The organism is Pseudomonas paeninsulae, assembly GCF_035621475.1.
Taxonomy (GTDB): domain Bacteria; phylum Pseudomonadota; class Gammaproteobacteria; order Pseudomonadales; family Pseudomonadaceae; genus Aquipseudomonas; species Aquipseudomonas paeninsulae.
In genome coordinates, this window is sequence record NZ_CP141799.1 from 1,613,295 (window position 1) to 1,639,269 (window position 25,975).

Here is a 25,975-nt window from a genome sequence, read left to right on the forward strand (position 1 = left end):
CGTGGTTGATTCAAACTGCGCCTAGCTTAAGGGGCGAACCTTAAGCATTGCTGAGCAGAGCCCCCGAAGTCACAAACAAAAAAGGCCACTCGATTGAGTGGCCTTTTTGAGTATCTGGTTGCGGGAGCAGGATTTGAACCTACGACCTTCGGGTTATGAGCCCGACGAGCTACCAGACTGCTCCATCCCGCGCCGAAGATTCTATCCGAATAGGTGATTTTGTCAATTGATTTCTGCTTTCTAATCAATTGTTTTAATGAGCGTTGCGCGCGCAGAAACAAAAAAGGCCACTCGATTGAGTGGCCTTTTTTGAGTATCTGGTTGCGGGAGCAGGATTTGAACCTACGACCTTCGGGTTATGAGCCCGACGAGCTACCAGACTGCTCCATCCCGCGCCGAAGATTCTATCTGAATAGGCGCTCTTGTCAATTTATTTCTGCTTTTCAATCAATTGCTTAAGTCCGCTTGGCGGGCACCAACAAAAAAGGCCACTCAATTGAGTGGCCTTTTTTGAGTATCTGGTTGCGGGAGCAGGATTTGAACCTACGACCTTCGGGTTATGAGCCCGACGAGCTACCAGACTGCTCCATCCCGCGCCGAAGATTCTATCTGAATAGGCGCTCTTGTCAATTTATTTCTGCTTTTCAATCAATTGCTTAAGTCCGCTTGGCGGGCACCAACAAAAAAGGCCACTCGATTGAGTGGCCTTTTTTGAGTATCTGGTTGCGGGAGCAGGATTTGAACCTACGACCTTCGGGTTATGAGCCCGACGAGCTACCAGACTGCTCCATCCCGCGGCGCCAATTCTATCGCCAAAAAACTGCCTGTCAACGCTTGTCTTGAGAAAAACTGTTGTTTGTTCAAATGCTTAGCGTTGTATCAGGTACTTGAATCAGGCCTCAGGCCTGGCTGGCCGGGGTTTGGCGAGGGCTGAGGCTGGGCGCGCGGGTTGACTGAGCTGGCCTGCTGTATGGGGTTCTGTGCGGCCGGTGATCGTTGGCGTAGCCCATCAACCCGCTGTTGGGCTAGAGTCGGCGGCTATTGAACTGGAGAATGATCATGGGACTTGAATGCAAAGCCTGCGGTGCGTCGTTACCGAGCCAGGCAACGACCTGTCCGGCCTGTGGCGCCGAAGTACCGCAGCTAGCGCCGAAGAAGACCAAGCTGCTGCCGCTGGCAGCCTTCATGCTGATCGTCATTCTGGTGATCCAGGCGTATATGAACAAGCCTGAGCCCGAGGTGGAGGTTGTCGAGCCTGCGCCAGCGGCCAGTAATGCCGGGCAGTAGTGCATGGCCGGCTAACGACTGCGAATAATGACTGCCAGAAAAATCATCCACGTTGACTGCACACACCGTCCGCGGATGTTTTTTTGCGTCCGACTGGTGCCTGAATGGCGCGGCGCCTGGGCATTTTGCGTCCGCTAGCGTCCGCTTGCGTGCTGGCCCAGTCGTGAGAAAAGCGGGTATTAAAGCGGGGTTCGTTAGCCGCTAGGAGATACCCGCCATGCCTTTGACCGATGTCCAAATCCGCCAAGCCAAGCCAGGCCCCAAACCCCGTAAGTTCAGCGATGAGCGGGGACTCTTCATTGAGATTCGCCCTACAGGGAGCAAGCTCTGGCGCTACCGGTACAAAATAGACGGTGTCGAGAACGTTTTCGCCATTGGCGAGTACCCAGAAATGGGGCTGGCCGATGCTCGAGCGGAGCGTGATCGTGCCCGAGCGCTGGTGAAGCAGGGGCGGCATCCGGCCCATGTTCGCCGACTCGAACGGGCGAGGCAGAAAGTGGAGAATCAGTCCTCCTTCAAGGTGGTCGCCTTGGAGTGGATAGCAACCAAGAGCAATGTCAGCGAGAGCTATCGCAACCAACTGACCAGGGCCTTTGCCAAGAACCTGTTCCCTTACATCGGTCGGCTGCCGGTTCGAGAGGTAACCGCTGCTCAACTGCTGGAGTGCTTGCGGCGTATGGAGAGCAGGGGGGCAACGTACTATGCCATTGCCCTGTGCAACTGGCTTTCCCAGATGTTCCGGTTTGGTGTCCGGACGCTACGCGCGGATGCTGATCCCGCAGCGGTGCTTTACGGGGCGTTCGTGCGCAAGCCAATCCAGCATAGCCAGCCAATGTCCGCCGCGGATATCGCCAAGTTTAGGGAAGGCCTACAGTCCTACGGCGGGTTTCGAACGAACACTATAGCCCTGGAGTTGCTGCAGCTACTCTTCCTCAGGACGGTGGAGATCCGCCGAGGGCGCTGGGAGCATGTTGACCTGGATGTTGGGCTTTGGGATATCCCGGTCGAATTGATGAAGAAGGGGCGTCGGCACTTGGTGCCGCTTCCGCCGAGGGCTGTTCAGTTGCTGCGGGAGCTGAAGGGCATCACGGGTGGTGGTGAGCTGATGTTCCCCGGGTTGAGGCACCCTGATAAGCCAGTTGATGGCTCGACGTTCAATAGGGCGCTGGAGCGACTGAGGATGAAAGGGTTTACGTGCCACGACTTCCGCGCTACTGCCTCAACTCACCTCTATGAGTCTGGGCTTTTCAGGACCGAAGTAATCGAGATGCAGCTCGCGCATGCGGAGGAGAACAGGACGAAGGCAGCATACAACCATGCCGAATATCTGCAGGAGAGGCGAGAGTTGATGCGGTGGTGGCAGGAGTATGTGTTGGCTGCTGGGAACTGATGAAGGGCGGCTCAGGCCGCCCTGTTTCGTTTCATCTGTTCGATCCAGTTCTGCACTTCCAGCTGCGACCATCGTGAGTACCGGCCCAGCTTCACGGGTGCGGGAAACTCCTCAAGCTGGATCATGTCGTAGAGCTTGGACCGGCCGCATCCTACTTGGTCCAGCACTTCCTCGATCTTGATTAGGCGGTCGAGTGGCTTGTTCATGCTGCTTCCTTTGCCGGCCATGCGCCGAAGAGACGAGTGGCCTGGACCTCGTCCAGGCTCACGTTGTTGGGAATGGCGATCCAGCCCGAGTCAACCAGCTGCTTTGTGTGGCAGCCGGCGTTCAGCTCGCGGTAATAGGCCTTGATCACGCCCGTCAGTTGCGCCGCGAGGTAGGTTTAGCCTATGGGCAAGATTCTCAATGACAAACCATCTGTGTCGTAGGATGGCGTGGAGGAGGGTACGATTCTGGGTGGGTGCTGGCGCCGTTGGGGGCGGGCGGCGTCTCTGGCGGGCAGCTAGCTTTCAACGACGTCTGCGCCTGGAGCTCCCGGGCCAGGCAATGGTCATCGGCACAGGCCGCCATGGTCACCGTGCACGGCAGCTACTGTGCCAGCAGCCGGATCAGTTGCGGGCGGGTGGTCTTTTTGCGGAACAGCTCGCGTCGTGCTCATCATGGGCGTGAAGGTGAAAGCTGTGTTTGCCCAGTTGGGTACCGATCAGTGCTGCATTGCTCATGACGATGGCCATCGGAAAGAAAACACCCTGCGAAGGCTAGCCTTCGCAGGGTGTTTGGGATGAGCATCACATTAAGCCACCTGAGAACGGCGGCTTTCGGCAGGGAGGCGAGCGCTTCAGGTCAGATCCCGGCTCTCCCTGATGCTTTTTGCTTCTTCGAGTACCTTGCGCTGGCTTTCGATGGCGCGCGCAGAAGCGGCGCCATAAGCAGCGCGCTTGGCAGCATCAGAATTGCTTCTGAAAAAGCTCGACAGGGGGCTGGAGCTGCCCGCGAGAACTTTTTTCATCGATTAGGCCTCGGTTAAAAATTGATCAAGCTCAGTGGCAGAGTATCCAAAGGTGACGAGAGCGTCAATTTTGTCGGGGTCGACGTTCAGTTCGACTGCTTGGTTGCTACCGTCTGTGTCTTTGACGATGAGATCAACCTTTAGCTGCAGGCGAAAGCTGCGTTTCAATCCCTTGACAACTTCTTTTGCTGCGAAAAGCTGCCTGATGAACTCGGCTTTGGGGATATTCCTGCCTTCAGTCAGTTCCCGAGCTTTCACAAACTCCCAGGCTAGCAGAGGATCTTGATAGACATACACGATGGTGATGTCCCTGTTTCGTCTCAAGGAACGCTCAACGTTTCTGCGAGCTACCTGCTCGTTGGCGAACGTTCCATCCAGCAGAAATGATTGGCGCTGCTCAAGTACCAAATCGTGCAATCGTTCGACGATGCTGTTCACTGCACGTTGAAAAAGCCTGGAGTTGTTACCTGTGTACTCGGGGAAGTAGGCCCGCAAGTCATCTGGATCTATTCGTAGGGCTTTTGCGCCGATGTCTTCGAATCCTGAGATTAGTGCTTTGGACACCTCCGTCTTGCCCGCACCAGGGGAACCAGCCATGAAAACTGAGACGGGCGTGTCCTCTCCTGGATATGCCTTGACGTTTGCCAACTCCCTGGCAATCCGCGTTCTGTTTGCTTTCGCAAAGGCAATTGCCCTCTGCTCAATCTCCAATTCTTCTTGAGTCATCGAACCTTCGCTTTGGTGGAGCTTATGGTGGCGAAGCCTAACAGCGACGCAACTGTATGTCCTCAGCCAGTAGCGGCTCTTCGGAATGCCCGGTCTCGCGCCATGAACGCCTCCAGCATGTGGGGAATCAGCGTCAAAGCATCAATCTCTTCTCCATATGCTTGCGAATGCAATGCCGCGTAGCGCTCGAGGTCGGCTTTCAGACTCGCCGGGCAGGTAAAGGTCACCTTAAGGTTCTCGGTTTTCGGCAAGGGGCCGAGGCGCAGCTTGTTCGTGCTCATTGCAGGTTCCTCTGTTGAATGAACAAGGGTTGGTAGGGGCGCAGTACCAAGTCGCGGTTGACGATCACGCGCAGGGGCAGGCCGGGACGCTGGGTCAGCGTGGGCTGGATATCGAGATTGCGACGGGTGACCTCCTGACCGACCTGATTCACCGTGTCCTGCAGGCTGTCGCGCCCGGCGATGATGATCCGGTCGCCGTCGGTGCGGCTGGAAGGCGCTGCAAGCTCGGCACCGATACCGAGAAGGCTAGTCATGGCTGCGCCGGCAACGATGCGATCCCAGTGCCAGTCGACGCCATCTTCCAGGCCGGCATAGCCGGCGGTATCGCTGCCGACCAGGTTGTCCAACTGAAAGGATGAGGTGTCTGGGAGGATCACCCGTTGCCACACCACCTGCACGCGACTCTGCCCGTAGCTCACCTGGCTGTTGTAGCGGCCGAGCAGGCGCGAGCCTTGGGGTATCAGCACATGTTGGCCGGTAGCGCTGTCGTAGACCGGTTCGGTCACCGTGGCGATCACATCGCCGGGCAGATCCGACTTGATCCCGGTGACCAGTGCTGCCGCGATGACGGTGCCGGCCATCACCTGGTAGGGGGAATCTGGCATCTGCAGAAATCCGGAATTACGGATCTGCGTATCTACGGATTTACTGAGAAACGCTTCTTTCTGGTCTTGTCGGTTCTGCGTGGATGCGAAATCTGCAGGTGTCTTTGCGGTCGATGCGGAGCCACCCTCCATGGGGTCGAACCCGGCCAGCTGTGCATGCCCAGGCAGGCCTTGACCGGGACTTTCAGCGCCAGTTGTCCTCCCACCACCCGAGCGGAAAAACACCGAAGACAAAGCCGCTTCCTCGGCCTCTTTGAGCCTGGCCAAGCGCTCTGCCTCAGCTGGATCAGGGCCAGCATGGCGGTAGTCGTAGCCCTGGGCCTGCTGCTCCGCCCTGAGGATCGCCCCCCCAAGATCACCAGGTAGAGGCGGCCCAACTGCGGCACCTCTGGCGCAACGGGTGGCGGCAACTGCGAGTAGTCCGCCGGCAGCTGTTCCAGTCCCTCAGAGCGAGCTATGCGGTCGACGTTGTACAGCTCGCTTTGCTCCGCACCATTACGGCGCTGCTGGGGCTGCAGCGACCACAGCATGGCGCCGAGCACCGCGCTGGCCAGACCTCCGGCGAGCACGGCCAGCATCCGCGGATTGAGGCGGGTTACCGGGCGCGGCTGTGCACGCAACTCGAGGGTTTCCGGCGCGACCTTGGGCGGCAGCTCCGAGGGTTTTCCGTTCTGGCGGTTGTCCGTAGCGCTCATACTCAGGGCCTCCGTACCACACCATCGGTGCGCTCGATCCGTACCACGTCGCCCTTGTCCGCGCCCAGGCGCAACTCGGCGGCGCCGAACAGCCGGTCGACGATGTAGTAGGGCGAGCGGAAGCGGTAGTTGACCAGTTGCCCGTCGCCTTCTGGGCCGATCACGAACAACGGCGGCAACTCGCCCTGGGCGATACCGGCGGGGAACTGGATATACACCTTGCGGCCATCGTCGAAGGCACGTAGCGGCTTCCAGGGCGGATTGCTGCCACTGATTGCATAGCGAAAACGCAACTGCTCCAACGCCAGGCCGACATCCACCGGTGCCGCCGCCTGGGCAGCACTCGCGCGGCGCTGCAGGGCGAGCATGCGGTCCTTCGGATAGTCCCAGGATACCGAGGCCATCCAGGCTTGCTCGGTGGAGGTCAGCTCGATCAGGTAGGTTCGCCGCGTGGTGGTGATGACTAGGTTGGTTTTGAGCTCGACCCGCGTCGGCTTGACCAGCACGCTGACCCGCAACTGCTCACCGCTACCACTCGAGGTGTCGCCGACGATCCAGCGCACGGTGTCGCCGGCGGCCACGGTGACCAGCTCCTCGCCGGCCTGCAGGTTGATCGCCGTCACCCGACCTGGGATGGTGTACAGCTGATACAGGGCTCCATCGGAGTAGGGCCAGACCTGGATGGCGTTGATGTAACCCTCCCGAGTGGGGGCGACTCGGGCGTCGCGGTTGGCGCGCGAGACTCGTACGCGCTCGTCGGCCGGCTCCTTGATCGGCTTGCTCGCCTTGGCGTCCGGCAGTGGTTTCAACTGCGCCGGCAAGGCCAGTGGTTGCGGCACTGCCACCACTTCGATCGGTTTGGCTGGCTCTGGTAGGCGCTGCGCCTCCACTGGCTCGTCCAGGGCGATAACCGGCGGTTCGCTCTGGCTGGCGCAGCCAACCAGCATGGCCAGCAGCAGAGGGCAGGCGCAGAAGTGTGCGGAGGTTTTCATGGCTTCTTGGCTCCTTGCGTAGTGTCCAGTTCACGGCTCCACGACACTACCCTTCGAGGCCCGATAGATGAACAGGGTTCACTGGTTTTCCGTATCCAACCCTGAGCAGAAGCGCTATCCCGAATGGTGGCGATCCTTTGGGATAAGCGACGTGGGTATTGTCTTCATTCCAGCCGCGATGACCCGCGACGATTCAGAAATCCATGTGATGCTCTGCGCGAGCGGAGACGGTCACCCACTGCGGTGCACCTCGACCATCACGTCGTGCCCAGCGGCTGGCTCAAGCGAGAGTTTCCACGGTGCAGCCGCCAGAGGACGGGAACCGCATGCAGCTGCACATGCTGAAGATAGATTGCCAGATCGAGCGCCAGTAGCGACACCAGCATGGCAACCCAGAGAGGCACTTCAAACAGGTTAAACAGCCCCCAGCCATGCTCCTCAGCAAGGGTGGCAAGACCGACCGCAAAGACGGGGAAGGTGAGGTGTAGAAGACCCCTATCGATTACGACCAGGCCGAGGTTGTTGGTCCAGCGCAGCAGGCGCGAAATTTCCTGCTGCCGCCGAGGCGCTACCATCTCGCTATCACGATGAGGATGCCGAGAAACAAGGTAATGCGGATAAGCTGCTCGTTCGCCAGCAATAGTTCTGACATGCGCAAGAGATCCTTGCCAACAGCCCGTTAGGACTTTACATCTCCATGGGCTGGGTTAGCCGATCCTGCCCAGCGCCGGAAACATCTGTAAAAACCAGTAAGACAAGGCCGTCAGCTGGCCAGTGACCATAGCCAGCCCCATGAGGATCATGACGACACCCGCCCCAAGATGAATGATCCGGCTCCAACGGCGCAGCCGCTTCAGGTGCGCCAGGAAATGGTTGGTGAACAGGGCGGTCAGCAGGAACGGCACGCCCAGGCCCAGCGAGTAGATGGACAGCAGTGCGATGCCATTAACATTGGTGCTGGAGGCGCTCACCGTCAAAATGCTACCCAGGATGGGGCCGATACACGGTGTCCAGCCGAAGGCGAAGGCCATGCCCAGGGCATAAGTGGCCAAGGGCCCGAGCTTGGCATTGAAGCGATGGACCAAGCGCAGGTCCAGGTGCAGCCAACGCGGGTTGATCAAGCCGCTCATAAACAGACCGAAGGCGATCACCATGAGTCCGCCGATCAGATTTGCTTCTTGCTGGTAGGTCAGTAACAGTTGGCCGATAGCCGTGGCGCTGGCGCCCAGCGCGACGAACACGGTCGTGAAGCCGAGCACGAAGGTCAGACTCATGCCTACCACGGCGATACGTTCGCGTCGGCTCTGCATCGATTGCAGTTCGTCCACCGAGCGGCCGGCTATATAAGACAGGTAGCCGGGCACTAGCGGCAGCACGCAGGGTGAAATAAAGGAGATCATCCCGGCGGCAAAGGCGCTCAGGATGCCGACGTTGCTCAGCGTTAGCACCGACTAATTCCCCTGGGGAGTTATGACTTCCTTCAGGTACTCGATGACCTCCGGGCTGTCCCATTCGGCGGCGCCGAGCTTACGAGCCAGCTCCCGGCCCTGGCGATCCAGCAGCAGGGTGACCGGTAAACCGAAGGCGTTGAGGCTGCGGTTCGCTTCGGCGCTTTCGTCGATATAGAGCTCGAGGTGCTGGATGCCGATCTCACGATAGAAGTCCCGCACGACCTGTATCCCGCCTTGGTCGATGGAGAGTGCCAGCACCTGGAAGTCGGATCCACCGAGCTGGGACTGTAACCGGTCCAGGGTCGGCATTTCTTCACGACACGGGCCGCACCAGGTTGCCCAGACGTTGAGCAGCACGACCTTGCCCTTGAAGTCAGCCAAGGTGTGCGGTTTGCCCACGCCATCGACGAAATCGATTTCCGGCACCGGCTTCGGCTCAGGCCAGATAGTCAGGCCGGCACGGGTACCGGAATCGGCGGTCTGTTGCGCTGCCTGGCTGCCGGCCTGAAGTAAGAGGGTCAAGAGGCCGGCAATCGCCAACCGCCAGACCCAGGCTCGGTCTGGACGCTTGCAGCGTCCAAGCGCTCTTGGCGTCAGTACTTGGCAGTTCATCGTTCAGCCTCGTCGCGTTGCGGATCATTGAGGACACGGCTTGGATTGCCTGCTGAAGGCGTTCCACTGGCTGGGCGCCGTGCCTTAGGAAGTACTGTAGGCAGTACGCTCAGTTGAAGTCCGACTACTCAATTTGCCTCACCGGTGCGTAGGCATTGCCAAAGCAGGCGTCGCTCTGCGGTCACAATGCGTTCATTGCCGTTCGCTCCCTTGGGCTGGCATCAGTTAAACCGAGGACGCCACCCGATGGGGCCTCTATTGCCCATTGTAGTCACCGTGGTCCGAGGCGTTGAGGTTAGGGTGAATGAGTTTACCCTTGTCTCGGCATGCCCCCTTCCGCATTCGACCTTGCTAGCCTTCGAGGCCCGATAGATGAACAGGGTTCACTGGTTTGCCGTATCCAACCCTGAGCAGAAGCGCTATCCCGAATGGCGGCGATCCTTTGGGATCAGCGGCGTGGATATTGTCTTCATTCCAGCCGCGATGACCCGCGACGACTCAGAAATCCATGTGATGCTCTGCGCGAGCGGAGACGGTCACCCACTGCAGCGCACCTCGACCATCACTTCGTGCCCAGCGGCTGGCTCAAACGAGAGTTTCCGGCCAGAGGACGGGAACCGCATGCAGCTTCACATGCTGAAGATAGATTGCCAGATCTAGCGCCAGTAGCGACACCAGCATGGTGAGCCAGAGAGGCACCTCAAACAGGTTAAACAGCTCCCAGCCATGCTCCTCAGTAAGGGTGGCAAGACCGACCGCAAAGACGGGGAAGGAGAGGTCCAGTTGGCTAGCAGCCTGTCGGACTTAATCGCTGTATTCCAGGATAATCCCGGCACCGCCCAGCCGATGCCCCCGTATGAACCGCTTTCGCCCGATCGACCGCAAGACTGACTACCTGCTCCCGCCATCGCTGGATGACTGGCTGCCAGAAGATCACCTGGCTCGCTTCATTCTCGAAGCCATCGAACGGCTCGACCTGAGCGCGCTCACCCGCGCCTACGGCGGACGCGGCAGCGCCGCCTACCACCCCGAGGTGCTGCTCAGCCTGCTGGTCTATGGCTATGCCAGCGGCACCTTTTCCAGCCGTAAGATTGAGCGCGCCACTTACGACTCGCTCGCCTTTCGCTACCTCGCAGCCGGCAGCCACCCCGATCACGACACCCTGGCGAGCTTCCGCCGGCGCTTCCTCGACGAGTTGGCCGACATCTTCCTCCAGGTGCTGGCGCTGGCGGGGGAAATGAAGCTGCTCAAGCTCGGCACCATCAGCCTCGACGGCACCAAGTTGCATGCCAACGCCTCACGCCATAGCGCACTTTCCTATGGCCATATCCAGGCACTCGAACGCCAGCTCAAGACCGAAGTGCAGGAGCTCCTGGCGCTGGCAGAAAACGCCGACCAGACAGAACGCCCCGATGGCATCGACCTGCCGGACGAGATTAAACGCCGGCAAGATCGATTGGTCGCCATGGACGCGGCGAAGGCCAAGATCGAGGCGCGCGCCCGCGTGCGCTTCGAGCAGGATCAGGCCGTCTACCAGGAAAAACTCGCCAAGCGTGCGGCACGCACGGCAGAAACTGGCAAGAAGCCCGGCGGCAAGCAGCCAAAAGCACCGGTGGAGGGGCCTGCGGCGCACGACCAAATCAACCTCACCGACGAAGACTCGCGCATCATGCGGGTGGCCGGCGGCGGCTTCGAACAGTGCTACAACGCCCAGGCGGCGGTGGATACCGACACGCTACTAATAGTGGCGCAGGGCCTCACCCAGGCGGGCAACGACAAGCAACAAGTTGTCCCCATGCTGGCCGAGCTCAAGGCACTGCCGGCCTCGTTGGGCCAGGTGCAGGCGCTGCTCGGGGACTGTGGCTACAGCAGCGAAAGCAACATCGCCGCCTGCGAAACGGCCGAAATCGAACCCTACCTGGCGGTGGCGCGCGAAGACCACCACCCCGGCTGGCGAGCGCGCTTCGCGGAACCGGCACCGCTCGACATCGACGCCACGGCCCAGCAACGCATGGCGCACAAGCTCAAGGCTCAGCCGGGGCGCCGCCTCTATGCGCTGCGCAAACAGACGGTGGAGCCGGTGTTCGGCATCATCAAGTCGGTGATGGGTTTTCGTCAGTTTCTGCTGCGAGGCAAGGACAAGGTGAGCGGGGAATGGCGCCTGGTTTGTCTGGCCTGGAATTTGAAACGCATGGCCGTTTTGCGCCACAAATCCGTCCACTGCGGGTAAGAATGGACTAAACCCGTTCGATCCCAGGAAGTCCGGGGCAAGAATGCCTGAAAATACCTAAATACTGAGGCAAGTTTCTTCGCCTCACTATTGATGCCCCACTCATGAATTCAAGTCCGACAGGCTGCTAGTAGAAGGCCCCTATCGATTACGACCAAACCGAGGTTGTTGGCCCAGCGCAGCAGGCGCAAAATTGCCCGCTGCCGCCGGGGCGCTACCATCTCGCCATCACGATGAGGATGCCGAGAAACAAGGTAATGCAGATAAGCCGCTCGTTCGCCAGCAATAGGTTTGACATGCGACAGCGCCCGTTGTGACGATTTGATACCGATCAATTCGTTGTTACCTTATGACGAACTCTCCGACCATTCCTGATTGATAGTGACCAGGCATATTGCAGGCAAATTCGAGACTGGTGCTCTTGGTGAACGTCCAGACCAGCTCTTTGGTTGCTCCAGGCTCGATCAGCACGCTGTTCGGGTCGTTGTGCGCCATTCCGACCATTTTCATCCCGCCCACTGCGTGCTCCATGCTGCTCATGTCCTGGCCTGTGCCGGTTAGCGCTCCGTTCTGGAACATGGCAGCCATCTCTTTCTGGTGAGCGGCATGAGCTGCGGCTTTGCCAATGTTGAACTCATGCAAGAGCGTGCCTTCGTTCTTGAGCACGAATCGAACGGTTTCTCCAGGCATGACATCGATGTCATGGGGCTCGAAGAAGATGTCACCCATTCTTACTTCGATCGTGCGGTCCGCTGCTGACACTAAGCCAGGCTTACCGATATCTTCTTGCGCATGCTTTCCTCCGGCCAAAGCCGAAGATGCAGCAGACAAAGTGAGTACGGCTAAGAGAAAGGAAGAGCGTCGAGTGTTCATGGTTAAACCTCAAGTCGTATTGGGTAAACACCAATGATGCTAAAGACAGCGAACTGCCAGTTTACTGACCTGAAAACTACATTACTGTCAGCATCCGCACTGGACGCAGCGGCGATATCTATAAATTCGAGCGACTAGCGAGGCGACTCGCACTTAAAGCAATCCGTCAGCCAGCCTATCTCGTACTTACATTTGCATAGCTGCACAAAAAAGCACGGCGCCGTACAGGCGCCGCCAGGCCAAAGGAGCAATCACGGAAGGCCTAGAAGATGGGAAATCCTATTTATGCATGTACTCGGTCATCATTAACTTGTGCTCACGCATCATCTGGCTGAGCACGTCGTCCACCAGCTTGTCGTGCTGTTCCATCCAAGCCAGATGCTGTTCAGTGGTCATGGATGCATCGGGATGGTTCTGATGCAACTGGTTCATCATATCGCCCAGCATTTCCATATGTTCAGCCATGTGCACATGACGCTGGCCTGGTGCTGCCTGTTCCGCTTGAACCAGCACGGCCTCAGCACGATCCCTTAACTCGGCTATCCGCTCAAAAGTGCGGTCGCCGCCGCCTTCTGCCCAAATTGCGGATGCCATCAAGATCGAAACCATCAGTAGTAGAGACTTCATAAGATTCATAGGATGCTCCTAGTTTTAAGTTTCCCAACATACAAACAGTTGTCTGCATAGTTACCGGAGAAGCACATACCCAGTGCTCATGAGCTCACCTTAGATAGTTCTCCCTGACAGCGACCTGAAGCCTGGATTACATTTCTGTCAGGTTATGGTTGGCTCGATCTTTTCACGGCACACTCGGACCGAAATTCGCTTGAGTAAAGCCGCATGAGACTATTGGTCGCTGAGGATGAGCCGAAAACCGGCACCTACTTGCAGCAGGGGCTCAGAGAAGCAGGGTTCAACGTCGATCGGGTTACCAACGGCACGGATGCGCTGCAGCATGCACTGAGTGAGGCGTACGACTTATTGATCCTCGACGTCATGATGCCGGGTCTGGATGGCTGGGAAGTGCTGCGCATGGTGCGTGCGGCGGGCAAGGATGTTCCAGTGCTGTTTCTCACTGCCCGCGACCGGGTGGAGGACCGGGTGAAAGGGCTCGAACTGGGCGCTGACGATTACCTGATCAAACCCTTCGCTTTTTCCGAGCTGCTCGCGCGGGTCAGAACCCTCATGCGTCGCGGCAACAACACGCCAACCCAGACTCACATGAAAATTGCGGATCTTGATGTCGACCTACTCAAACGCAGAGCTATTCGGGCGGGCAAACGCATTGACCTGACCGCCAAGGAGTTCGCTCTCTTGGAATTGCTGCTGCGCCGACGCGGCGAGGTGCTGCCGAAGTCGCTGATCGCCTCGCAAGTCTGGGACATGAACTTCGATAGCGACACCAACGTCATCGAGGTGGCCATCCGGCGCTTGCGCGCGAAAATAGATGACAGCTTCGAACCCAAACTAATTCACACCGCTCGCGGCATGGGCTACATGCTGGACGCCCCGGAGAGCAAGTGAGGCGACTATCTCTGACCACACGCTTGAGCCTGATGTTCATGCTCGCAGTGACTGGTGTACTGATCGTTGCTGGGCTCAGCTTTAATCGTCTCAGCCAGCATCATTTCCAAGCCCAGGATCGGCAAGAGCTGCGGGAAAAGGCCCACGCGGTCCAAGGCATTCTCGGGGAGCTGACGGGTTCCGACAATTTTTCGACACTGAAGCCTCAACTGAGCGCCTTGTTGGCCGCCCACAGAAACTTGAAAGCAATCATCAAGAGCAGCGATGGCCGGGTGCTGTTTGCCGCCCCAGGACCGGCCAATCTTCCAGATCGTTTCAGTGTCATTGCCGGCAACGCCATCTGGGAGTGGCATGATCAGCAGCAGGTGTTTCGTGGTCTGACCCAGCAGGTAACAGGCTCTGGGCAGGAGCCGCCTCTGACCCTGATGCTGGTACTCGACGTAACACAGCACATGGACTTCTTCGACGCGCTGGAGCGCTGGTTTGCGATTGGCCTGATCATCAGTGCCCTAGTCAGCGCCGGGCTGGGTTGGGTGTTGGCCCGGAGTGGGTTAGGCCCTTTGCGTCAGGTGACTGCGGTAGCGACCTCCATGTCAGCCAAGTCGCTCAAAGAACGCATTCCCCTGGCGCCGGTGCCATTAGAACTGCAGCAACTGGTCTCGTCCTTCAACGCCATGCTGTCACGCCTGGACGAGGACTTTGTGCGGCTGTCCAATTTCTCCGCCGACATTGCGCACGAGCTGCGCACGCCCGTCAGCAACCTGATGACCCACACCGAGGTGGTGCTGTCGAGAAAGCGCAATATCGAGGACTACGAGGACAACCTGCACTCGAATCTGGATGATTTGAAACGCATGTCGCGGATGATCGATGACATGCTTTTTTTGGCCAAGGCGGATAACGGGTTGATCATCCCGGAGCATAAGAAGGTTGTCCTTGAGAAGGTAATCGACAAACTGTACGAGTATTACCGCCTGCTGGCAGACGAACATGATATCGAGCTCAAGGTGACCGGTTCTGGAGAGGTTCAGGGAGATGTACTGATGCTCCGCCGCGCCATCTCTAACCTGCTGTCCAATGCCCTTCGCTATACGCCGGAGCGCCATGCCATCACGGTGAATATCAGTCAGACCAAGCAGGGCACCCTACTGACCGTGAAGAACCCGGGCGAGGCCATCTCGCCTGAACGCCTTGAACGGCTGTTCGACCGGTTCTACCGCGCGGATCCTGCCCGCCGCGAAGGCAGCCCCAGCAATGCTGGCCTCGGCCTGGCCATCACCCGCTCCATCGTCGAGGCGCACCAGGGCAAGATCTGGTGCACCTCATCCAATGGTCAGACTGCATTCCATATGGAGTTTCCTCGGCCAGCAGGCTCGACAGCGGAGCAATGACAGCAGGAAAAACCCAAAGAACAAGAGCCAAGCTCATATCGAGCGCCACACTGGTGAATACACGGCTCCGTCTTCCATTTCGATAGTCAACTCATCTCCCAAGCCTAGACCTGCTTTGGCAAGAATATCTGTTGGTGGCTCGACGATGACATCGCCGCTTCCATCAGCAGTTTCCAAGTATTTAACGGCCCAACGTTCGCTACCGCTTTTAATGTTCTGCCTTTCGGGTGATGGCACCCTAATTGCTCAACAGCTCAACAGCTCAACAGCTCAACAGCTCGTCGAGCTTTGAAGCACTTTTCTGCTGATTGGCTACCGCTCGTATACGCGCCATATCATGAATCGCCCCGACACCACCTGATCAATCTCGATCAGAAGTATTCACGACGCCTGGTTTTCTTACGCTACCAGCATACTCAGCATCGGTGAAGGAGATATGCTTCATGAGTTAATTGAAAACCGGATGGCCGTCGTATTTCACCAGATTCGGGAAGTATTTCAGAGCTCCCTTACATATTTGTAATTTTCACCTCAGCTCAGCGACAGCAACAGTTGCCTATCATCTATTTCAAGGCAAGCAACTAGCTAACTGAGGTGAGACCATGAAAGCACTGAACGTAATAATCGCCGCCATTGCATTGGCGTCGTCCTCGTTGGCAATGGCTGAAGGGGGCGCTGATCGAGCATTTGGCAAAGCGATACAAAATAGCGCTAAGAGCATGCAAGAATATGCCCTTACACAAGGTAAAGCAGCCCCTGAAGTCACTCACTATAAGTACGGCATGCAGTTGGATATTGCCGAGGTCATCTATATTACGCCTGCGGATGGCAGGTGCGGCGTAAGGCCCGTGCAAATGACTTACAAGGACTCAAGCGGCGCCCTTCATACCCTGGAATATAGAGCCTTGAGTAACAGCTGCTCGACTGGTGGCTAGCACGAGCACTTCTTCCATCGCACCAGCTAACGAGTCAAGCCTAAGCTCCACGTTACAGCTTGATGACGAAAATGTAATATTCAAGTCACCCTGGCGTAATGTTATTTATGAAAGTATGCCGTAGTGCGCACGGCTATACCGTGCGCACCCTTGAGCCAGCATACAAAAACCATATAAATAACACTGCCAAGTAGATGCCAGGAGTGACACATGAATAATAACAAATGGCTAAAACTATCGCTCGTCGCCTTGGGCGTGAGCGCTGGACAAGCCGCCATAGCCGATGAGCCAGAACCCGAAGGCTTCATCGAAGGGAGCAGCCTTACCATTCTCAACCGTAATCTCTACTTCAACCGGGACTTCCGTCATGGGCAGTCGAGTGCGACGGGGAACGGATACGCTGAAGAGTGGGCGCACGGGATCATTGGTCGATTCGAGTCAGGCTTCACTCAGGGCACCGTAGGCGTTGGAGTCGATGCCTTTGCCATGCTCGGGCTTAAACTCGACTCAGGGGGTGGTCGCTCAGGCGCTCGCAGCTCGGTCGACGTACTGCCCCACAACAGCGCTGGCCAACCTGAAGACGATTACTCGAAAGTTGGAGGCGCAGTCAAAGCCAGGTTCATGGATACCGTCGTCAAGGTCGGTGATGTATTTCCCACCACCCCAGTCGTGTATTACGGCGACAACCGCCTGCTACCTGAAAGCTTCCGTGGCGTGACGCTTGCCAATACCAGCATTGAAGGGCTCAGCCTGCAAGGCGGACGTCTGCATGCGATGAGCCAGCCCAACTCCAGCAGCATGCGAGATGGTTTCGCCACCTTCTACGCTGGCGCAGTCGATGCTCCCTGGGTTGCTTACTTTGGCGGTGATTACACACTGAATGACCATGTCGGCATCAGCCTGTATACCAGCCGCCTCAAAGATACGTGGAACCAACACTACGCAGGAACCACGCTGAGCTATCCACTCTCAGACGGGGTAACCCTGATAGGCGGGCTTAACTACTACAACGCCGTAGATGAAGGCAAAAAGCTGCTGGGGAGTTTCGATAACAATATTTGGAGCGGTAAGGCTGGCGTTCAGTTTGGTGCGCATGCCGTTACTGTTTCATATCAGCGCAGTAACGGTGACGATGACTTCGACTATCTGCGCCAGTCCGACTCAATATTTCTGGACAATTCCATCCAGTACAGCGACTTCAACTCTCCGCAGGAAAAATCCTGGCAGGCCCGCTATGACCTGAGCATGGAATCGTTCGGCATTCCTGGACTCTCCTTCATGACCCGTTACGCACGCGGCTGGGATGCTGACTACAGCAATGCCAACGCCGTTTATATGCGCCGAGATGGCAACGGCAACCCGCTGACCAATCAAAAGCGCTGGGAGCGCGATATCGAAGCAAAATACGTCGTTCAATCCGGGTCATTCAAGGACATGTCGTTCCGTGTGCGTCAGGCAACCACTCGGGCCACTGACTTTGAGTCGGATCTGGATGAGTACCGACTGATCGTCGAGTATCCGCTCGAAGTCCTCTAAGCCACACCTCTTGCTGGAGATGTTTAGCTAGCCCGTTTTGATTAACCCCGCCGTCTCCTTTGTACTCCTTTGGTTTGGAGGCGGCCCTGGGCGCCCTACGTGGCGCTTTTTTTATGGATTAATTAAAGTCAACGTGCATGCTACTCACCAAGCGGATTGCAACATGGCGAATCGATGCATGAGGGATGAGCAATCGACGCGCTGTTCCAGAACGAGTGGCAGTCGGCGACTAAAGGAACGAAAGGCTACTGAACGAAAGGCTACTGTTTGCGTGTGTACTAGGCCGCACACTGTCTGAGACGGGCAAAGCCGAAGTACACCATCAGTACGCGAGCAACGCCTGCACGCACGCACCTTGGGGAGAAGTAAAACTAAGGCACTCAACACTCAGTGTTCATAGCCTGGAAGAAGCAGTTTATTGCTTCAACCTTGGAACCCTGCCAGCAGGCCTAACTCCTTATTCCCTGCACACACCGTCTTCAGCCGCAGGCAACTGTGGAGGAGGCTCGATCACCCTATCCGGATGATCGAGCAGCAACTGACGGGAAAGGTCAGTGTGCCGGATACTCCGCTACCACTTGATCGGTACCGGTCTTGCTCAAGCCGATCACCTGATAGGCCTGCTGTTTCCCACCGACCTCCATGCCGGGAGAACCTGCCGGCATGCCCGGCACAGCAATCCCAAGCAGATCGGAACGTTTACTCAACGCCACGATCTGTGCCGCGGGGACGTGCCCTTCTACGAACTTCCCATCGATCACGGCGGTGTGACAGGAGGCCAAGCGCGGAGCAACGCCGAGGCGCTGCTTGACTGCCGTCATGTTCGATTCGACATGGTCGATGACCTTGAAGCCATTGGCCTCAAGGTGTGCGACCCATTTCTTGCAGCAGCCGCAGTTGGCGTCGCGATGCACATCGATGCTCAGGGGATCGGCCGCTTGCGCCGCAGAGCCGCTGAACAATGCAGCCAGTGCGACGACACGCAGTAATTGCGCCCCGTGAAGGCGTCCCTTAGTCGGCATGGACATGCTCCTTGCCATCGGCATGAGTGTGGGAATTGGCAGCCAGTTTGGACTTAGGTGCAGGCTTGTCAGCGGCTTGCTCGGCGTCATGGTGGTTCATGCCAGCCATTTCGCCGGCATGTTGGTCTTCAGCTGCTGAGTCATGATGACTGGCCCCAGCCGCCTCGCCGGCGTGATGATCTTCGACTGCCGCATCATGCTGGCTTGCCCCAGCCGCTTCGCCAGCATGATGGCCTTCAGCTGCTGAGTCATGGTGACCGGCCTCAGCCGCCTCACCGGCGTGGTGATCTTCGACTGCCGCGTCATGGTGACTCGCGCCAGCCATCTCACCGGCATGGTGGTCTTCGCCTGCCGCTTCTGCGCCGCCGTGCTGGCCTTCATGGTTGTGCATGATGGTCTCACCACCGCCATGCTGGTGACCGCTGCTGGAGGCGACCAGCGTTTGATACTGCTGCGCATCGAGCGTCGGTAATTGCTGCAGGAAGGCGACCATGCCCCAAATATACGGATCACCCATGCTCTTGCCCCAGGCGGGCATGCCAGTAGCCTTGATGCCATGCTTGATGGTCCAGAAGGCCGCCGCCGGATTGCCATCGACACCCGCCTTGGTCAAATTCGGCGGCGCGGGGTAGAGGCTTTGGCTCAACTCGGTTTCGGCAACGCCGGGGGCCAGGTGACAGCCGATGCACATCGAGTTGTAGTTGCCGGCGCCGGCGCGGATCAGGGCCTTATCCTCCAGGTCGGGCACCGGGATATCCCGGGAACGGACCTCGATGGAGCGGTCGCGGGCCATGGTCAGGAAGGCATGCACGGCAGGAAAGTGGGGATCATCGGCACCGACGTTGACCAGACCGAAGTAGGCGCCGGCGGTGACCGCAGTGCCAACAACGACACTGGCTGCAAGCAAGGTTTTAATTGTTCTTTTCATGTCAGGTTCTCAAAACCACATCCGAATACCGGCGACAAAGCGCGCCTCGCTCACATCGCCGCCTTCATCGCGCACCAGATCGGCGGTATTGCCGTAGGTGCGATTCCAGGTCACCCCGATATAGGGGGCGAACTCGCGGCGGACTTCATAACGCAACCGGAGGCCCACCTCAGTATTTGCCAGGCCGGAGCCAATGCCGCGCTCAGGGTCGTTCTTGCCATAGAAGTTCACTTCAGCAGTGGGCTGCAGGATCAGGCGGTTGGTCAGCAGGATGTCGTAATCGCCCTCCAGACGCGCGGCAGTCTGGCCGTTCTCGCCAATAAAGGCCGTGGCTTCAGCTTCGAAGGCATAGAGCGCCATGCCCTGGATACCGAAGGCCGCCCAGGTCTGTGGCGAGCTGGGCTTGAAGTCCTGGCGAACCCCGCCGACCACATCCCACCAAGGGCCGATGGCGTGGCCCCAGAGCGCCTGGATTTCTGCATCTTCGGTCACGCCATTGGTTCGCTCACCTTCGGAGCGCAACCACAGGCGGTCGATATCGCCGCCGATCCAGCCTGAAGCGTCCCAACTGAGTACGCTGCCTTCATCGGCAGCCTGATACTCCAGCTGATCGAGCAGGAAGAACGAGTTAATCGCGTCGTCATGCACGGCATGACCCTCCAGCGGCGGGAACGCGGCTTCACGATCGGCATCGGTCAGCACCGGAATCGGCGTGCGACTGGTGGTGCGCGGCGCGCCTTCTGCGCTGTCCTGGTCCATCTTGCTGTGATCCATGGCGCCGTGATCCATCGAGCTCATTGAGCCCTGGTCCATCTGCGCATGATTCATTTTGCTGTGATCCATCGCGCCTATGTCACTGGACTGCGTGGACTGCATGGCGCCATGCCCCATTGCCGCATGGTCCATCGGGGCGCCTTCGCCGCCGTACTGTTTGGCCGGGGGCGTTTTCGTCGTCGATGCGGGTTGTGCCTCGATCGCCGTCGGCGCGGCCGCAGAGGAGTGCATCGAATGATCCATGGGCTCGGCAGCGCTGGCCATGCCGGCCGTCACTGTGCCGAGCGAGACTGCCAAGGCAATCAGGGTCGGGCGTGAAAACCTACTGGTCATGATGGTTATCCGCCGCAGCCGGGTTGGCGTTGTGCTCATGCTTCATGGTGCCATGCGCCATCTTGCTGTGATCCATCGCGGCATCCCCCATGGAACCCTTGGCCATCGCGGCGTGATCCATTTTCTGGGCGTCAGCGGCATGCCCCATATGCGGGGAGGCGGCCTTGTCGGCCGCGGGCGCAGCGGCGCGCGCATGCTCAGCATGATCGCCGGATGCAAGCGCGCCGGGCACCTGTACAACACTCAGTAAACCGAGCACTAAGGCGCTAGCGACCAGCGCTTTACGATTGAGAAATTTGCTCATCATGGGTCTCCCTAATTATTCATCCACACGGACTTCACGGAACATGCCCATTTCCATGTGCAACAGCAGGTGACAGTGGTAGGCCCAGCGACCTAGCGCGTCTGCAGTAACCCGGTAGCTGCGCTTGGAACCGGGCGGCATGTCGATGGTGTGCTTGCGCACCATGAAGTTGCCGTTCTCATCTTCCAGGTCGCTCCACATGCCATGCAGGTGAATCGGGTGAGTCATCATGGTGTCGTTGACCAGGGTGATGCGCAGGCGCTCGCCGTACTTGAGCCGCACAGGCTCGGAGCTGGAGAACTCGATGCCGTCGAACGACCAGGAGAACTTCTCCATGTGCCCGGTCAGGTGCAGCTCGATGGTACGGCCAGGCTCGCGTCCGTCCGGATCGGCGAAGGTGCTCTTGAGGTCGGCATAGGTCAGCACCCGACGACCGTTGTCGCGCAAGCCCATGCCCGGATCATTCAATTTATGGGTTGGCATCATGGTCTGCATGTCGACCAGCGGGTTGTTGGTCTCGGACGCCGGGTGCGATTGCATCTGGCCGCTCATTCCCGCCATGCCACCCATGCCTGCCATCTTGCTGTGGTCCATGCCGGCCATGTCGCCCATACCGGCCATCTTGCTGTGATCCATACCGGCCATGTCGCCCATACCGGCCATCTTGCTGTGATCCATACCGGCCATGTCGCCCATACCGGCCATCTTGCTGTGGTCCATGCCAGCCATCTTGCTGTGGTCCATGCCGGCCATGTCGCCCATGCCAGCCATCTTGCTGTGGTCCATGCCGGCCATGCCACCCATGCTGCCGTGGTCCATGCCCATGTCGCCCATGCCGATCAACGGGCGCGGATCGAGATCAGGCACTGGTGCGCTCACCCCTTCACGCACGGCCAGGGTGCCGCGGGCATAGCCGGTGCGGTCCATGGATTGGGCAAAGATGGTGTAGGCCTCGGCGCTGGACGTTTCAACGATCACGTCATAGGTTTCCGCCACGGCGATGCGGAACTCGTCGACGCTCACCGGTTTCACGTACTGGCCGTCGGCGGCCACCACGGTCATCTTCAAACCGGGGATGCGCACGTCGAAATAGCTCATGGCCGAGCCGTTGATGAAACGCAGGCGGAGCTTCTCGCCCGGTTTGAACAGGCCGGTCCAGTTGCCGTCCGGCGCTTGGCCGTTCATCAGGTAGGTGTAGGTGTAAGCACTGACGTCGGCCAGGTCGGTGGGGCTCATCTTCATCTCGGCCCACATCTTGCGGTCGGCCACGGTCGCGGCCCAACCCTGCTCGCTGACGTCGTTGATGAAGTCGCCAACCGTGCGCTTGTGGAAGTTGTAGTAGTCCGATTGCTTCTTCAGCTTGGCCATCAGCCGGTTCGGGTCTTCATCGGTCCAGTCGGACAGCATCACCACATAGTCGCGGTCGTACTGGAAGGGCTCCGGCTCCTTGGCGTCGATGACAATAGGCCCGTAGACCCCGGCCTGTTCCTGCAGGCCTGAGTGGCTGTGGTACCAGTAGGTGCCGTTCTGATGAACCTTGAACGTGTATTCGTACATGCCATCTGGCGCGATGCCATGGAAGCTCAGGCCGGGCACGCCATCCATGTTGGCCGGCAGGATGATGCCGTGCCAGTGGATCGAGGTGTCTGCGCTCAGGCGATTGCGCACGCGCAAGGTGACGGTATCGCCCTCGCGCCAGCGCAGAATGGGGCCTGGTAAGGTGCCGTTGATGGTCATGGCGGTACGGGCTTTACCGGTGATGTTCACCGGGGTTTCGCCGATGAACAGCTCGAAGTCGCTGCCAGAAAGCATCGTCGGTTGGCCTGGGCTGGTGACCGCCCAGACCGGTGTACGCCACAGGCCGAGGCCCGCCAGTATGCCGCCGGCGGTCAGGCCTTTGACGAATGTCCGCCTCGAGGTTTTCGCTTGCATGCCGTTTATGTCCAATCAATCAAAGGAAACCAGCGCTGAGCATCCCACCCATATTGCTTGTGGTTGAAACAGCTTTAGTCAGGGGGCTTCCGACTCCCTGCCAGCTTGCCCGCTGTCGCTACGCGAGTGCAGACGTCAACGAGCGTAAAAGTGCCATATTCCAACCTTCAGAGTGATTACATTTCTGTAAGGTTGGCCGGCGAGGGTTGATCAGCATTTCGTGTGATCGGTGTTGTTCACATTGGTTTCGGCCACTGGTGTTGCCGTCTTCTGCTGCTGCTGGGCGACCAGCGTGGAGTCTTCTTCAGCCTGTTGCATGCGGGAGAAGGTACGGTCGCCACCACCCTCGGCCATGGCCAGGGAGGAAAGAGTCAGGGCACCGATGACGAAGAGCGTTTTCAGAGCGTTCATGTGGATATCCTTATAAGCGTTTGGGTGTCCCGCCGACTTGTGTGGACTTCGTCTGCGGGGTGAGCCTCAGGGCTGTTGCCGCTAACCTTAGCCAGTACTCCCTGTTAGAACGCTGAGGTGGACATTACAGTTCTGTCAGGATGCTTTTTATTCTTGAAGAACCTCCTTCCTGCTCTGTAGTGTCACGGCCATGCCCAGCGGGTATGCCAGGAAGCACTGTCTGGCCCATTTCGGTCAGATTTGGCAATGCCGGTGCTGACCTCAATCCAACACGATCAAGAGAGATAGCCACATGTCGAGCAAATCTAACGCAGTTACCGGTGCAGCATTGGCACTGGTTGCCGCCAGCCTTTTTGCCAGCCTCCCGGTGCAAGCGGCTCAGGATGCGCAAACCGCTGAAGTGCAGTGTTTCGGTGTCAACGGCTGCAAAGGCCAGAACGACTGCATGACCGCCCAGAATGCCTGCAAGGGTCAGGGCGAATGCAAAGGTCAAGGCTTCAAGCTAATGACCCAGGCTAAGTGCGATGAGGCGGGGGGCAAGACCAGCGAGTAAAACCGGGCGGGGGAGTGGGTGCCACTCCCTTTCTCATGACCCTGGGCGAGCAGTAAACATAACCCTGGACTTGCTACCGGCTCAGGTGCCGATCTTGGTGGGATAGCCCAGCTCTTCAATCAGCGAGCGTATGTCCTCCTGATGTTCATCGCTCTCAACCCGAACCTTGCCAGCCGCTCGATCGACTTCGACTTTTGCCTGGCTATCCAAGGTCTGGATGGCCTTGGTGATCTTGCTGACGCAACTGCCACACCCCATTCCTGCAACTTCCAAAACGAACATGGTCTGCCCTCGTATTGAATGGCGTCATTGCCACGGCTGCAGCATCGACCCTGACATCATGGGAAGGTCAAGTCGGGCATGGAGCTGGCGATTTCATTCAGTGTGGCGAGCCAGCGTCATGCCGTTTCGACCCAAGATTCCTGACGCTCAACGCAGTGCATTACTCTCACGCGGGCAGCGTTTTGCCTGACGTAAGGGAGGCGTAGCCAGGCCGCAGGATCGCGAACGATGAGCGAAAACAGCTTATTTAGGCCCCATGATCTCTGCCAGTAGCTGTGGTTGCGGCACCCCTTGCTGCATTTGCAGGCGGCCGTTGTCATCCAGATAGAAGATCGCGGGGGTGGCCATGCCGCCAAGCTCGCTCATCAGCGCAAGATTGGCGTCGAGCTGCTTCTGCAATGCAGCGGGAATGCTTGGCAGGGCCTTGAGCTTGCTGGCCTTGCCGGCGGCTTCATGTTCGTTCAGCGCAGCTTCCGGCTGTTTCGCACTCAGCAACGCGGCGGATTTTCCGGCGCTGTCGGGACGCAGCATACCGACCATGATGTGGCGCACTTGTACCTTGCCGGCTTCGACCCAGGGCCGCGCCTGCTGCCAGAACATGTTGCAGTAGGGGCAGTTCGGGTCGGAGAACATGTAAACAGTGCGCGGTGCGTCGTCGCGGCCATCGGCGATCCAGGTGCTGTTCTCCATGCGCGCCCAGATATCCTTGCTCAGCGGTTGATAAACCAGCTTGTCCAGCGGTGCACGAGTCAGGTCCTCGCCTTGGGCGTCGAGCAGGTTGCCGATCAGCACATGCTGGCCATCGGCGGTGAGATAGAGTGCTATGCCCTGACCCTTGTAGCGGGCGGCATAGCCTCGCAGGCCACCCGGTGCGTCGAAGGAACCGATGATTACTGCGCCGCGAGCTTCGACCGCCTTGATCGGGGCAGGCAGCTCCTCGGCCTGGGTAATAGAAACAGGCAAGGCCAACAGGCTCAAGCCTGCCAGCAAAAAGGGCAGGTGTTTAAAGTGCATCATGGCTGACTACCCTCTCTCAGGTTTTCCAGGGCGCGAGCGAGGCTCGCGCGGGATAACTCGCCGAGATGGTTGCCGACCTGGTGACCCTCGGCGTCGTAGAACAGCGTGGTGGGCAGGGCCATGGAACCGACCTGCTGGCCGAGGCGTCCGTCGCTGTCGAGCAGCACGTTCTGCAACTCCAGCCCGCTGGCATCGAGGAAACGACGGATTTCGCCTTCACCCTCCCCCTGATTGACGAACAAGAAGGTCAGCGCCTCTTCCGTGGCCTGGGCTTCGGCCAACACCGGCATTTCCCGCCGGCAGGGCGGGCACCAAGTCGCCCAGAGGTTGATCACCAGAGGCTTGCCAACGTAATCCTGCAGTGCTACCGGCGCACCGCGACTATCGCGCAGTGCCAGCTCGGGCAGCCGAGTGCCTTGCTCGAAGGCATGCCAGGTGAGGTTGGCGAAGCCCCAGCTCAGCACGCCGACCACCAGCGCCACGCCGAGCGGTTTGCGTAAGCCGCGGTCGCGCCAGGCCTGCCAGCCGCCCAGCAGCACAGCCGCGATCACCCCGGGCCAGGCGATGAAACCACCGTCGCGAATATCCACCATCCGCCAGAGCGCGCCCTGGTAGTACTCGAAATAACCCACCACGAAGGCCAGGCGCGCCACCAGCAAGGCCACCAGCAGCAGTCGGAACAATTGCGGTTCGGGGTTGTGCGCGCTGGCCCGGCCGACCCACCAGCCGCTCAGCATCGCCAGCAACAGGCTGCCGATCAGCAGCAGGTGGGGTACGGCCAGGGTCAGTGGCCCCAGATTGACGGTCAGCATCAGTGGTGCCGCCGGCTCTCAGGCCGATGATTAAGCGCGTCATCAAAGCCTTCCTTGGCAATGATCCACT

General features: G+C 58.7%; 29 protein-coding genes, 4 tRNA genes and 1 pseudogene. 9 read left to right on the forward strand and 25 right to left on the reverse strand.

Annotated features, from left to right (window positions below; translation table 11 throughout):
• Positions 1-115: 115 nt before the first annotated feature.
• From VCJ09_RS07375 to VCJ09_RS07390, 4 genes are all read right to left on the reverse strand, one after another.
• Positions 116-192: transfer RNA gene (locus tag VCJ09_RS07375), tRNA-Met, on the reverse strand.
• A gap of 126 nt (positions 193-318) precedes the next feature.
• A tRNA-Met gene (locus VCJ09_RS07380) sits at positions 319-395 on the reverse strand.
• 124 nt (positions 396-519) lie between these two features.
• Positions 520-596 (reverse strand) — tRNA-Met (locus tag VCJ09_RS07385).
• A 124-nt stretch (positions 597-720) separates the two neighbouring features.
• Positions 721-797: transfer RNA gene (locus tag VCJ09_RS07390), tRNA-Met, on the reverse strand.
• A gap of 262 nt (positions 798-1,059) precedes the next feature.
• Here VCJ09_RS07390 and VCJ09_RS07395 point away from each other — a divergent pair.
• Together VCJ09_RS07395 and VCJ09_RS07400 are read left to right on the forward strand one after the other, a co-directional pair.
• Positions 1,060-1,287 carry a hypothetical protein gene (locus VCJ09_RS07395; protein WP_324733768.1) on the forward strand — a complete coding sequence of 76 codons (228 nt, stop codon included), beginning with the start codon at positions 1,060-1,062 and terminating at the stop codon, positions 1,285-1,287.
• Between the two features lie 217 nt (positions 1,288-1,504).
• Entirely contained in the window at positions 1,505-2,677 is a 1,173-nt protein-coding gene (locus tag VCJ09_RS07400; RefSeq protein WP_324733769.1) for a tyrosine-type recombinase/integrase, read from the forward strand.
• Between the two features lie 11 nt (positions 2,678-2,688).
• Here the strand turns inward: VCJ09_RS07400 and VCJ09_RS07405 are convergent, their stop codons facing one another.
• From VCJ09_RS07405 to VCJ09_RS07450, 10 genes and pseudogenes are all read right to left on the reverse strand, one after another.
• Complete coding sequence (locus tag VCJ09_RS07405) at positions 2,689-2,883, reverse strand: helix-turn-helix transcriptional regulator (protein ID WP_324733770.1); 195 nt, start codon at positions 2,881-2,883, stop codon at positions 2,689-2,691.
• Positions 2,880-3,032 (reverse strand): hypothetical protein, encoded by a 153-nt coding sequence (locus tag VCJ09_RS07410; protein ID WP_324733771.1) that lies wholly within the window; start codon positions 3,030-3,032, stop codon positions 2,880-2,882. Before VCJ09_RS07410 ends, VCJ09_RS07405 begins: the two co-directional genes overlap by 4 nt.
• 483 nt (positions 3,033-3,515) lie before the next feature.
• Positions 3,516-3,686, reverse strand: coding sequence for a hypothetical protein (locus VCJ09_RS07415; RefSeq protein WP_324733772.1), 171 nt, complete (start codon positions 3,684-3,686; stop codon positions 3,516-3,518).
• Positions 3,687-3,689: 3 nt separating this feature from the next.
• Complete coding sequence (locus VCJ09_RS07420; RefSeq protein WP_324733773.1) at positions 3,690-4,412, reverse strand: zeta toxin family protein; 723 nt, start codon at positions 4,410-4,412, stop codon at positions 3,690-3,692.
• A gap of 62 nt (positions 4,413-4,474) precedes the next feature.
• A complete protein-coding gene (locus VCJ09_RS07425; protein WP_324733774.1) occupies positions 4,475-4,693 on the reverse strand; it encodes a DUF2274 domain-containing protein in 219 nt (72 codons plus the stop codon).
• Positions 4,690-5,993: pseudogene (locus tag VCJ09_RS07430) on the reverse strand (TrbI/VirB10 family protein). The gene VCJ09_RS07425 and the pseudogene VCJ09_RS07430 overlap by 4 nt, the downstream one beginning before the upstream one ends.
• 2 nt (positions 5,994-5,995) lie before the next feature.
• The gene (gene trbG / locus VCJ09_RS07435; protein ID WP_324733775.1) at positions 5,996-6,985 is read right to left on the reverse strand and encodes a P-type conjugative transfer protein TrbG; all 990 of its coding nucleotides are present in this window, start codon (positions 6,983-6,985) and stop codon (positions 5,996-5,998) included.
• A 257-nt stretch (positions 6,986-7,242) separates the two neighbouring features.
• The gene (locus tag VCJ09_RS07440; RefSeq protein WP_324733776.1) at positions 7,243-7,560 is read right to left on the reverse strand and encodes a hypothetical protein; all 318 of its coding nucleotides are present in this window, start codon (positions 7,558-7,560) and stop codon (positions 7,243-7,245) included.
• Positions 7,561-7,692: 132 nt separating this feature from the next.
• Positions 7,693-8,433, reverse strand: coding sequence for a cytochrome c biogenesis CcdA family protein (locus tag VCJ09_RS07445; protein WP_324733777.1), 741 nt, complete (start codon positions 8,431-8,433; stop codon positions 7,693-7,695).
• Positions 8,434-8,436: 3 nt separating this feature from the next.
• A complete protein-coding gene (locus VCJ09_RS07450; RefSeq protein WP_324733778.1) occupies positions 8,437-8,958 on the reverse strand; it encodes a TlpA family protein disulfide reductase in 522 nt (173 codons plus the stop codon).
• Positions 8,959-9,420: 462 nt separating this feature from the next.
• On the opposite strand from VCJ09_RS07450, the gene VCJ09_RS07455 reads away from it, so the two are divergent.
• Both VCJ09_RS07455 and VCJ09_RS07460 read left to right on the forward strand, forming a co-directional pair.
• On the forward strand, positions 9,421-9,708 hold the full coding sequence (locus VCJ09_RS07455; protein ID WP_324733779.1) for a hypothetical protein: 288 nt from the start codon (positions 9,421-9,423) through the stop codon (positions 9,706-9,708).
• Positions 9,709-9,904: 196 nt separating this feature from the next.
• Entirely contained in the window at positions 9,905-11,278 is a 1,374-nt protein-coding gene (locus VCJ09_RS07460) for an IS1182 family transposase (protein WP_324733780.1), read from the forward strand.
• A gap of 342 nt (positions 11,279-11,620) precedes the next feature.
• Here VCJ09_RS07460 and VCJ09_RS07465 read toward each other — a convergent pair whose 3' ends face one another.
• Both VCJ09_RS07465 and VCJ09_RS07470 read right to left on the reverse strand, forming a co-directional pair.
• Complete coding sequence (locus tag VCJ09_RS07465; protein ID WP_324733781.1) at positions 11,621-12,151, reverse strand: cupredoxin domain-containing protein; 531 nt, start codon at positions 12,149-12,151, stop codon at positions 11,621-11,623.
• A 279-nt stretch (positions 12,152-12,430) separates the two neighbouring features.
• A complete protein-coding gene (locus VCJ09_RS07470) occupies positions 12,431-12,787 on the reverse strand; it encodes a co-regulatory protein PtrA N-terminal domain-containing protein (RefSeq protein WP_324733782.1) in 357 nt (118 codons plus the stop codon).
• Between the two features lie 204 nt (positions 12,788-12,991).
• On the opposite strand from VCJ09_RS07470, the gene VCJ09_RS07475 reads away from it, so the two are divergent.
• From VCJ09_RS07475 to VCJ09_RS07490, 4 genes are all read left to right on the forward strand, one after another.
• Positions 12,992-13,675: a heavy metal response regulator transcription factor gene (locus VCJ09_RS07475; protein ID WP_324733783.1), complete on the forward strand. Its 684-nt coding sequence runs from the start codon at positions 12,992-12,994 to the stop codon at positions 13,673-13,675.
• The gene (locus VCJ09_RS07480) at positions 13,672-15,066 is read left to right on the forward strand and encodes a heavy metal sensor histidine kinase (RefSeq protein ID WP_324733784.1); all 1,395 of its coding nucleotides are present in this window, start codon (positions 13,672-13,674) and stop codon (positions 15,064-15,066) included. The genes VCJ09_RS07475 and VCJ09_RS07480 overlap by 4 nt, the downstream gene beginning before the upstream one ends.
• Before the next feature lie 602 nt (positions 15,067-15,668).
• A complete protein-coding gene (locus VCJ09_RS07485) occupies positions 15,669-16,001 on the forward strand; it encodes a DUF2790 domain-containing protein (protein ID WP_324733785.1) in 333 nt (110 codons plus the stop codon).
• A gap of 210 nt (positions 16,002-16,211) precedes the next feature.
• Positions 16,212-17,537, forward strand: a complete 1,326-nt coding sequence (locus VCJ09_RS07490) for an OprD family porin (RefSeq protein ID WP_324733786.1) — start codon at positions 16,212-16,214, stop codon at positions 17,535-17,537.
• Between the two features lie 551 nt (positions 17,538-18,088).
• On the opposite strand, the gene VCJ09_RS07495 is transcribed toward VCJ09_RS07490, so the two are convergent.
• From VCJ09_RS07495 to VCJ09_RS07520, 6 genes are all read right to left on the reverse strand, one after another.
• Positions 18,089-18,559 (reverse strand): DUF411 domain-containing protein, encoded by a 471-nt coding sequence (locus VCJ09_RS07495; RefSeq protein ID WP_324733787.1) that lies wholly within the window; start codon positions 18,557-18,559, stop codon positions 18,089-18,091.
• Positions 18,549-19,487, reverse strand: a complete 939-nt coding sequence (locus VCJ09_RS07500; protein WP_324733788.1) for a c-type cytochrome — start codon at positions 19,485-19,487, stop codon at positions 18,549-18,551. The genes VCJ09_RS07495 and VCJ09_RS07500 overlap by 11 nt, the downstream gene beginning before the upstream one ends.
• 9 nt (positions 19,488-19,496) lie before the next feature.
• Entirely contained in the window at positions 19,497-20,594 is a 1,098-nt protein-coding gene (locus tag VCJ09_RS07505; RefSeq protein WP_324733789.1) for a copper resistance protein B, read from the reverse strand.
• On the reverse strand, positions 20,584-20,898 hold the full coding sequence (locus VCJ09_RS07510; RefSeq protein ID WP_324733790.1) for a hypothetical protein: 315 nt from the start codon (positions 20,896-20,898) through the stop codon (positions 20,584-20,586). Before VCJ09_RS07510 ends, VCJ09_RS07505 begins: the two co-directional genes overlap by 11 nt.
• Before the next feature lie 15 nt (positions 20,899-20,913).
• The gene (locus VCJ09_RS07515; RefSeq protein WP_324733791.1) at positions 20,914-22,830 is read right to left on the reverse strand and encodes a copper resistance system multicopper oxidase; all 1,917 of its coding nucleotides are present in this window, start codon (positions 22,828-22,830) and stop codon (positions 20,914-20,916) included.
• Between the two features lie 210 nt (positions 22,831-23,040).
• A complete protein-coding gene (locus VCJ09_RS07520) occupies positions 23,041-23,241 on the reverse strand; it encodes a co-regulatory protein PtrA N-terminal domain-containing protein (protein ID WP_324733792.1) in 201 nt (66 codons plus the stop codon).
• A 292-nt stretch (positions 23,242-23,533) separates the two neighbouring features.
• Between VCJ09_RS07520 and bufA2 the strand changes: the two genes are divergently transcribed.
• A complete protein-coding gene (gene bufA2 / locus VCJ09_RS07525) occupies positions 23,534-23,794 on the forward strand; it encodes a BufA2 family periplasmic bufferin-type metallophore (protein ID WP_324733793.1) in 261 nt (86 codons plus the stop codon).
• An 81-nt stretch (positions 23,795-23,875) separates the two neighbouring features.
• Here bufA2 and VCJ09_RS07530 read toward each other — a convergent pair whose 3' ends face one another.
• The 3 genes from VCJ09_RS07530 to VCJ09_RS07540 all read right to left on the reverse strand — a co-directional run bounded on the left by VCJ09_RS07530 (position 23,876) and on the right by VCJ09_RS07540 (position 25,905).
• Entirely contained in the window at positions 23,876-24,076 is a 201-nt protein-coding gene (locus VCJ09_RS07530; RefSeq protein ID WP_324733794.1) for a heavy-metal-associated domain-containing protein, read from the reverse strand.
• Positions 24,077-24,319: 243 nt separating this feature from the next.
• The gene (gene dsbG / locus VCJ09_RS07535; RefSeq protein ID WP_324733795.1) at positions 24,320-25,093 is read right to left on the reverse strand and encodes a thiol:disulfide interchange protein DsbG; all 774 of its coding nucleotides are present in this window, start codon (positions 25,091-25,093) and stop codon (positions 24,320-24,322) included.
• Positions 25,090-25,905, reverse strand: a complete 816-nt coding sequence (locus VCJ09_RS07540; RefSeq protein ID WP_324733796.1) for a TlpA family protein disulfide reductase — start codon at positions 25,903-25,905, stop codon at positions 25,090-25,092. The genes dsbG and VCJ09_RS07540 overlap by 4 nt, the downstream gene beginning before the upstream one ends.
• Between the last annotated feature and the right edge of the window lie 70 nt (positions 25,906-25,975).

What these genes read in the sequence shown, in the direction of transcription:
- VCJ09_RS07395 (WP_324733768.1), top strand. Translation starts at nt 1,060, where the DNA reads ATGGGACTTGAATGCAAAGCCTGCGGTGCGTCGTTACCGAGCCAGGCA.
- VCJ09_RS07400 (WP_324733769.1), top strand. Translation starts at nt 1,505, where the DNA reads ATGCCTTTGACCGATGTCCAAATCCGCCAAGCCAAGCCAGGCCCCAAA.
- VCJ09_RS07405 (WP_324733770.1), bottom strand. Translation starts at nt 2,883, where the DNA reads ATGAACAAGCCACTCGACCGCCTAATCAAGATCGAGGAAGTGCTGGAC.
- VCJ09_RS07415 (WP_324733772.1), bottom strand. Translation starts at nt 3,686, where the DNA reads ATGAAAAAAGTTCTCGCGGGCAGCTCCAGCCCCCTGTCGAGCTTTTTC.
- VCJ09_RS07420 (WP_324733773.1), bottom strand. Translation starts at nt 4,412, where the DNA reads ATGACTCAAGAAGAATTGGAGATTGAGCAGAGGGCAATTGCCTTTGCG.
- VCJ09_RS07425 (WP_324733774.1), bottom strand. Translation starts at nt 4,693, where the DNA reads ATGAGCACGAACAAGCTGCGCCTCGGCCCCTTGCCGAAAACCGAGAAC.
- trbG (WP_324733775.1), bottom strand. Translation starts at nt 6,985, where the DNA reads ATGAAAACCTCCGCACACTTCTGCGCCTGCCCTCTGCTGCTGGCCATG.
- VCJ09_RS07440 (WP_324733776.1), bottom strand. Translation starts at nt 7,560, where the DNA reads ATGGTAGCGCCTCGGCGGCAGCAGGAAATTTCGCGCCTGCTGCGCTGG.
- VCJ09_RS07455 (WP_324733779.1), top strand. Translation starts at nt 9,421, where the DNA reads ATGAACAGGGTTCACTGGTTTGCCGTATCCAACCCTGAGCAGAAGCGC.
- VCJ09_RS07460 (WP_324733780.1), top strand. Translation starts at nt 9,905, where the DNA reads ATGAACCGCTTTCGCCCGATCGACCGCAAGACTGACTACCTGCTCCCG.
- VCJ09_RS07465 (WP_324733781.1), bottom strand. Translation starts at nt 12,151, where the DNA reads ATGAACACTCGACGCTCTTCCTTTCTCTTAGCCGTACTCACTTTGTCT.
- VCJ09_RS07470 (WP_324733782.1), bottom strand. Translation starts at nt 12,787, where the DNA reads ATGAATCTTATGAAGTCTCTACTACTGATGGTTTCGATCTTGATGGCA.
- VCJ09_RS07475 (WP_324733783.1), top strand. Translation starts at nt 12,992, where the DNA reads ATGAGACTATTGGTCGCTGAGGATGAGCCGAAAACCGGCACCTACTTG.
- VCJ09_RS07485 (WP_324733785.1), top strand. Translation starts at nt 15,669, where the DNA reads ATGAAAGCACTGAACGTAATAATCGCCGCCATTGCATTGGCGTCGTCC.
- VCJ09_RS07490 (WP_324733786.1), top strand. Translation starts at nt 16,212, where the DNA reads ATGAATAATAACAAATGGCTAAAACTATCGCTCGTCGCCTTGGGCGTG.
- VCJ09_RS07495 (WP_324733787.1), bottom strand. Translation starts at nt 18,559, where the DNA reads ATGCCGACTAAGGGACGCCTTCACGGGGCGCAATTACTGCGTGTCGTC.
- VCJ09_RS07500 (WP_324733788.1), bottom strand. Translation starts at nt 19,487, where the DNA reads ATGAAAAGAACAATTAAAACCTTGCTTGCAGCCAGTGTCGTTGTTGGC.
- VCJ09_RS07505 (WP_324733789.1), bottom strand. Translation starts at nt 20,594, where the DNA reads ATGACCAGTAGGTTTTCACGCCCGACCCTGATTGCCTTGGCAGTCTCG.
- VCJ09_RS07510 (WP_324733790.1), bottom strand. Translation starts at nt 20,898, where the DNA reads ATGAGCAAATTTCTCAATCGTAAAGCGCTGGTCGCTAGCGCCTTAGTG.
- VCJ09_RS07515 (WP_324733791.1), bottom strand. Translation starts at nt 22,830, where the DNA reads ATGCAAGCGAAAACCTCGAGGCGGACATTCGTCAAAGGCCTGACCGCC.
- VCJ09_RS07520 (WP_324733792.1), bottom strand. Translation starts at nt 23,241, where the DNA reads ATGAACGCTCTGAAAACGCTCTTCGTCATCGGTGCCCTGACTCTTTCC.
- bufA2 (WP_324733793.1), top strand. Translation starts at nt 23,534, where the DNA reads ATGTCGAGCAAATCTAACGCAGTTACCGGTGCAGCATTGGCACTGGTT.
- VCJ09_RS07530 (WP_324733794.1), bottom strand. Translation starts at nt 24,076, where the DNA reads ATGTTCGTTTTGGAAGTTGCAGGAATGGGGTGTGGCAGTTGCGTCAGC.
- dsbG (WP_324733795.1), bottom strand. Translation starts at nt 25,093, where the DNA reads ATGATGCACTTTAAACACCTGCCCTTTTTGCTGGCAGGCTTGAGCCTG.
- VCJ09_RS07540 (WP_324733796.1), bottom strand. Translation starts at nt 25,905, where the DNA reads ATGCTGACCGTCAATCTGGGGCCACTGACCCTGGCCGTACCCCACCTG.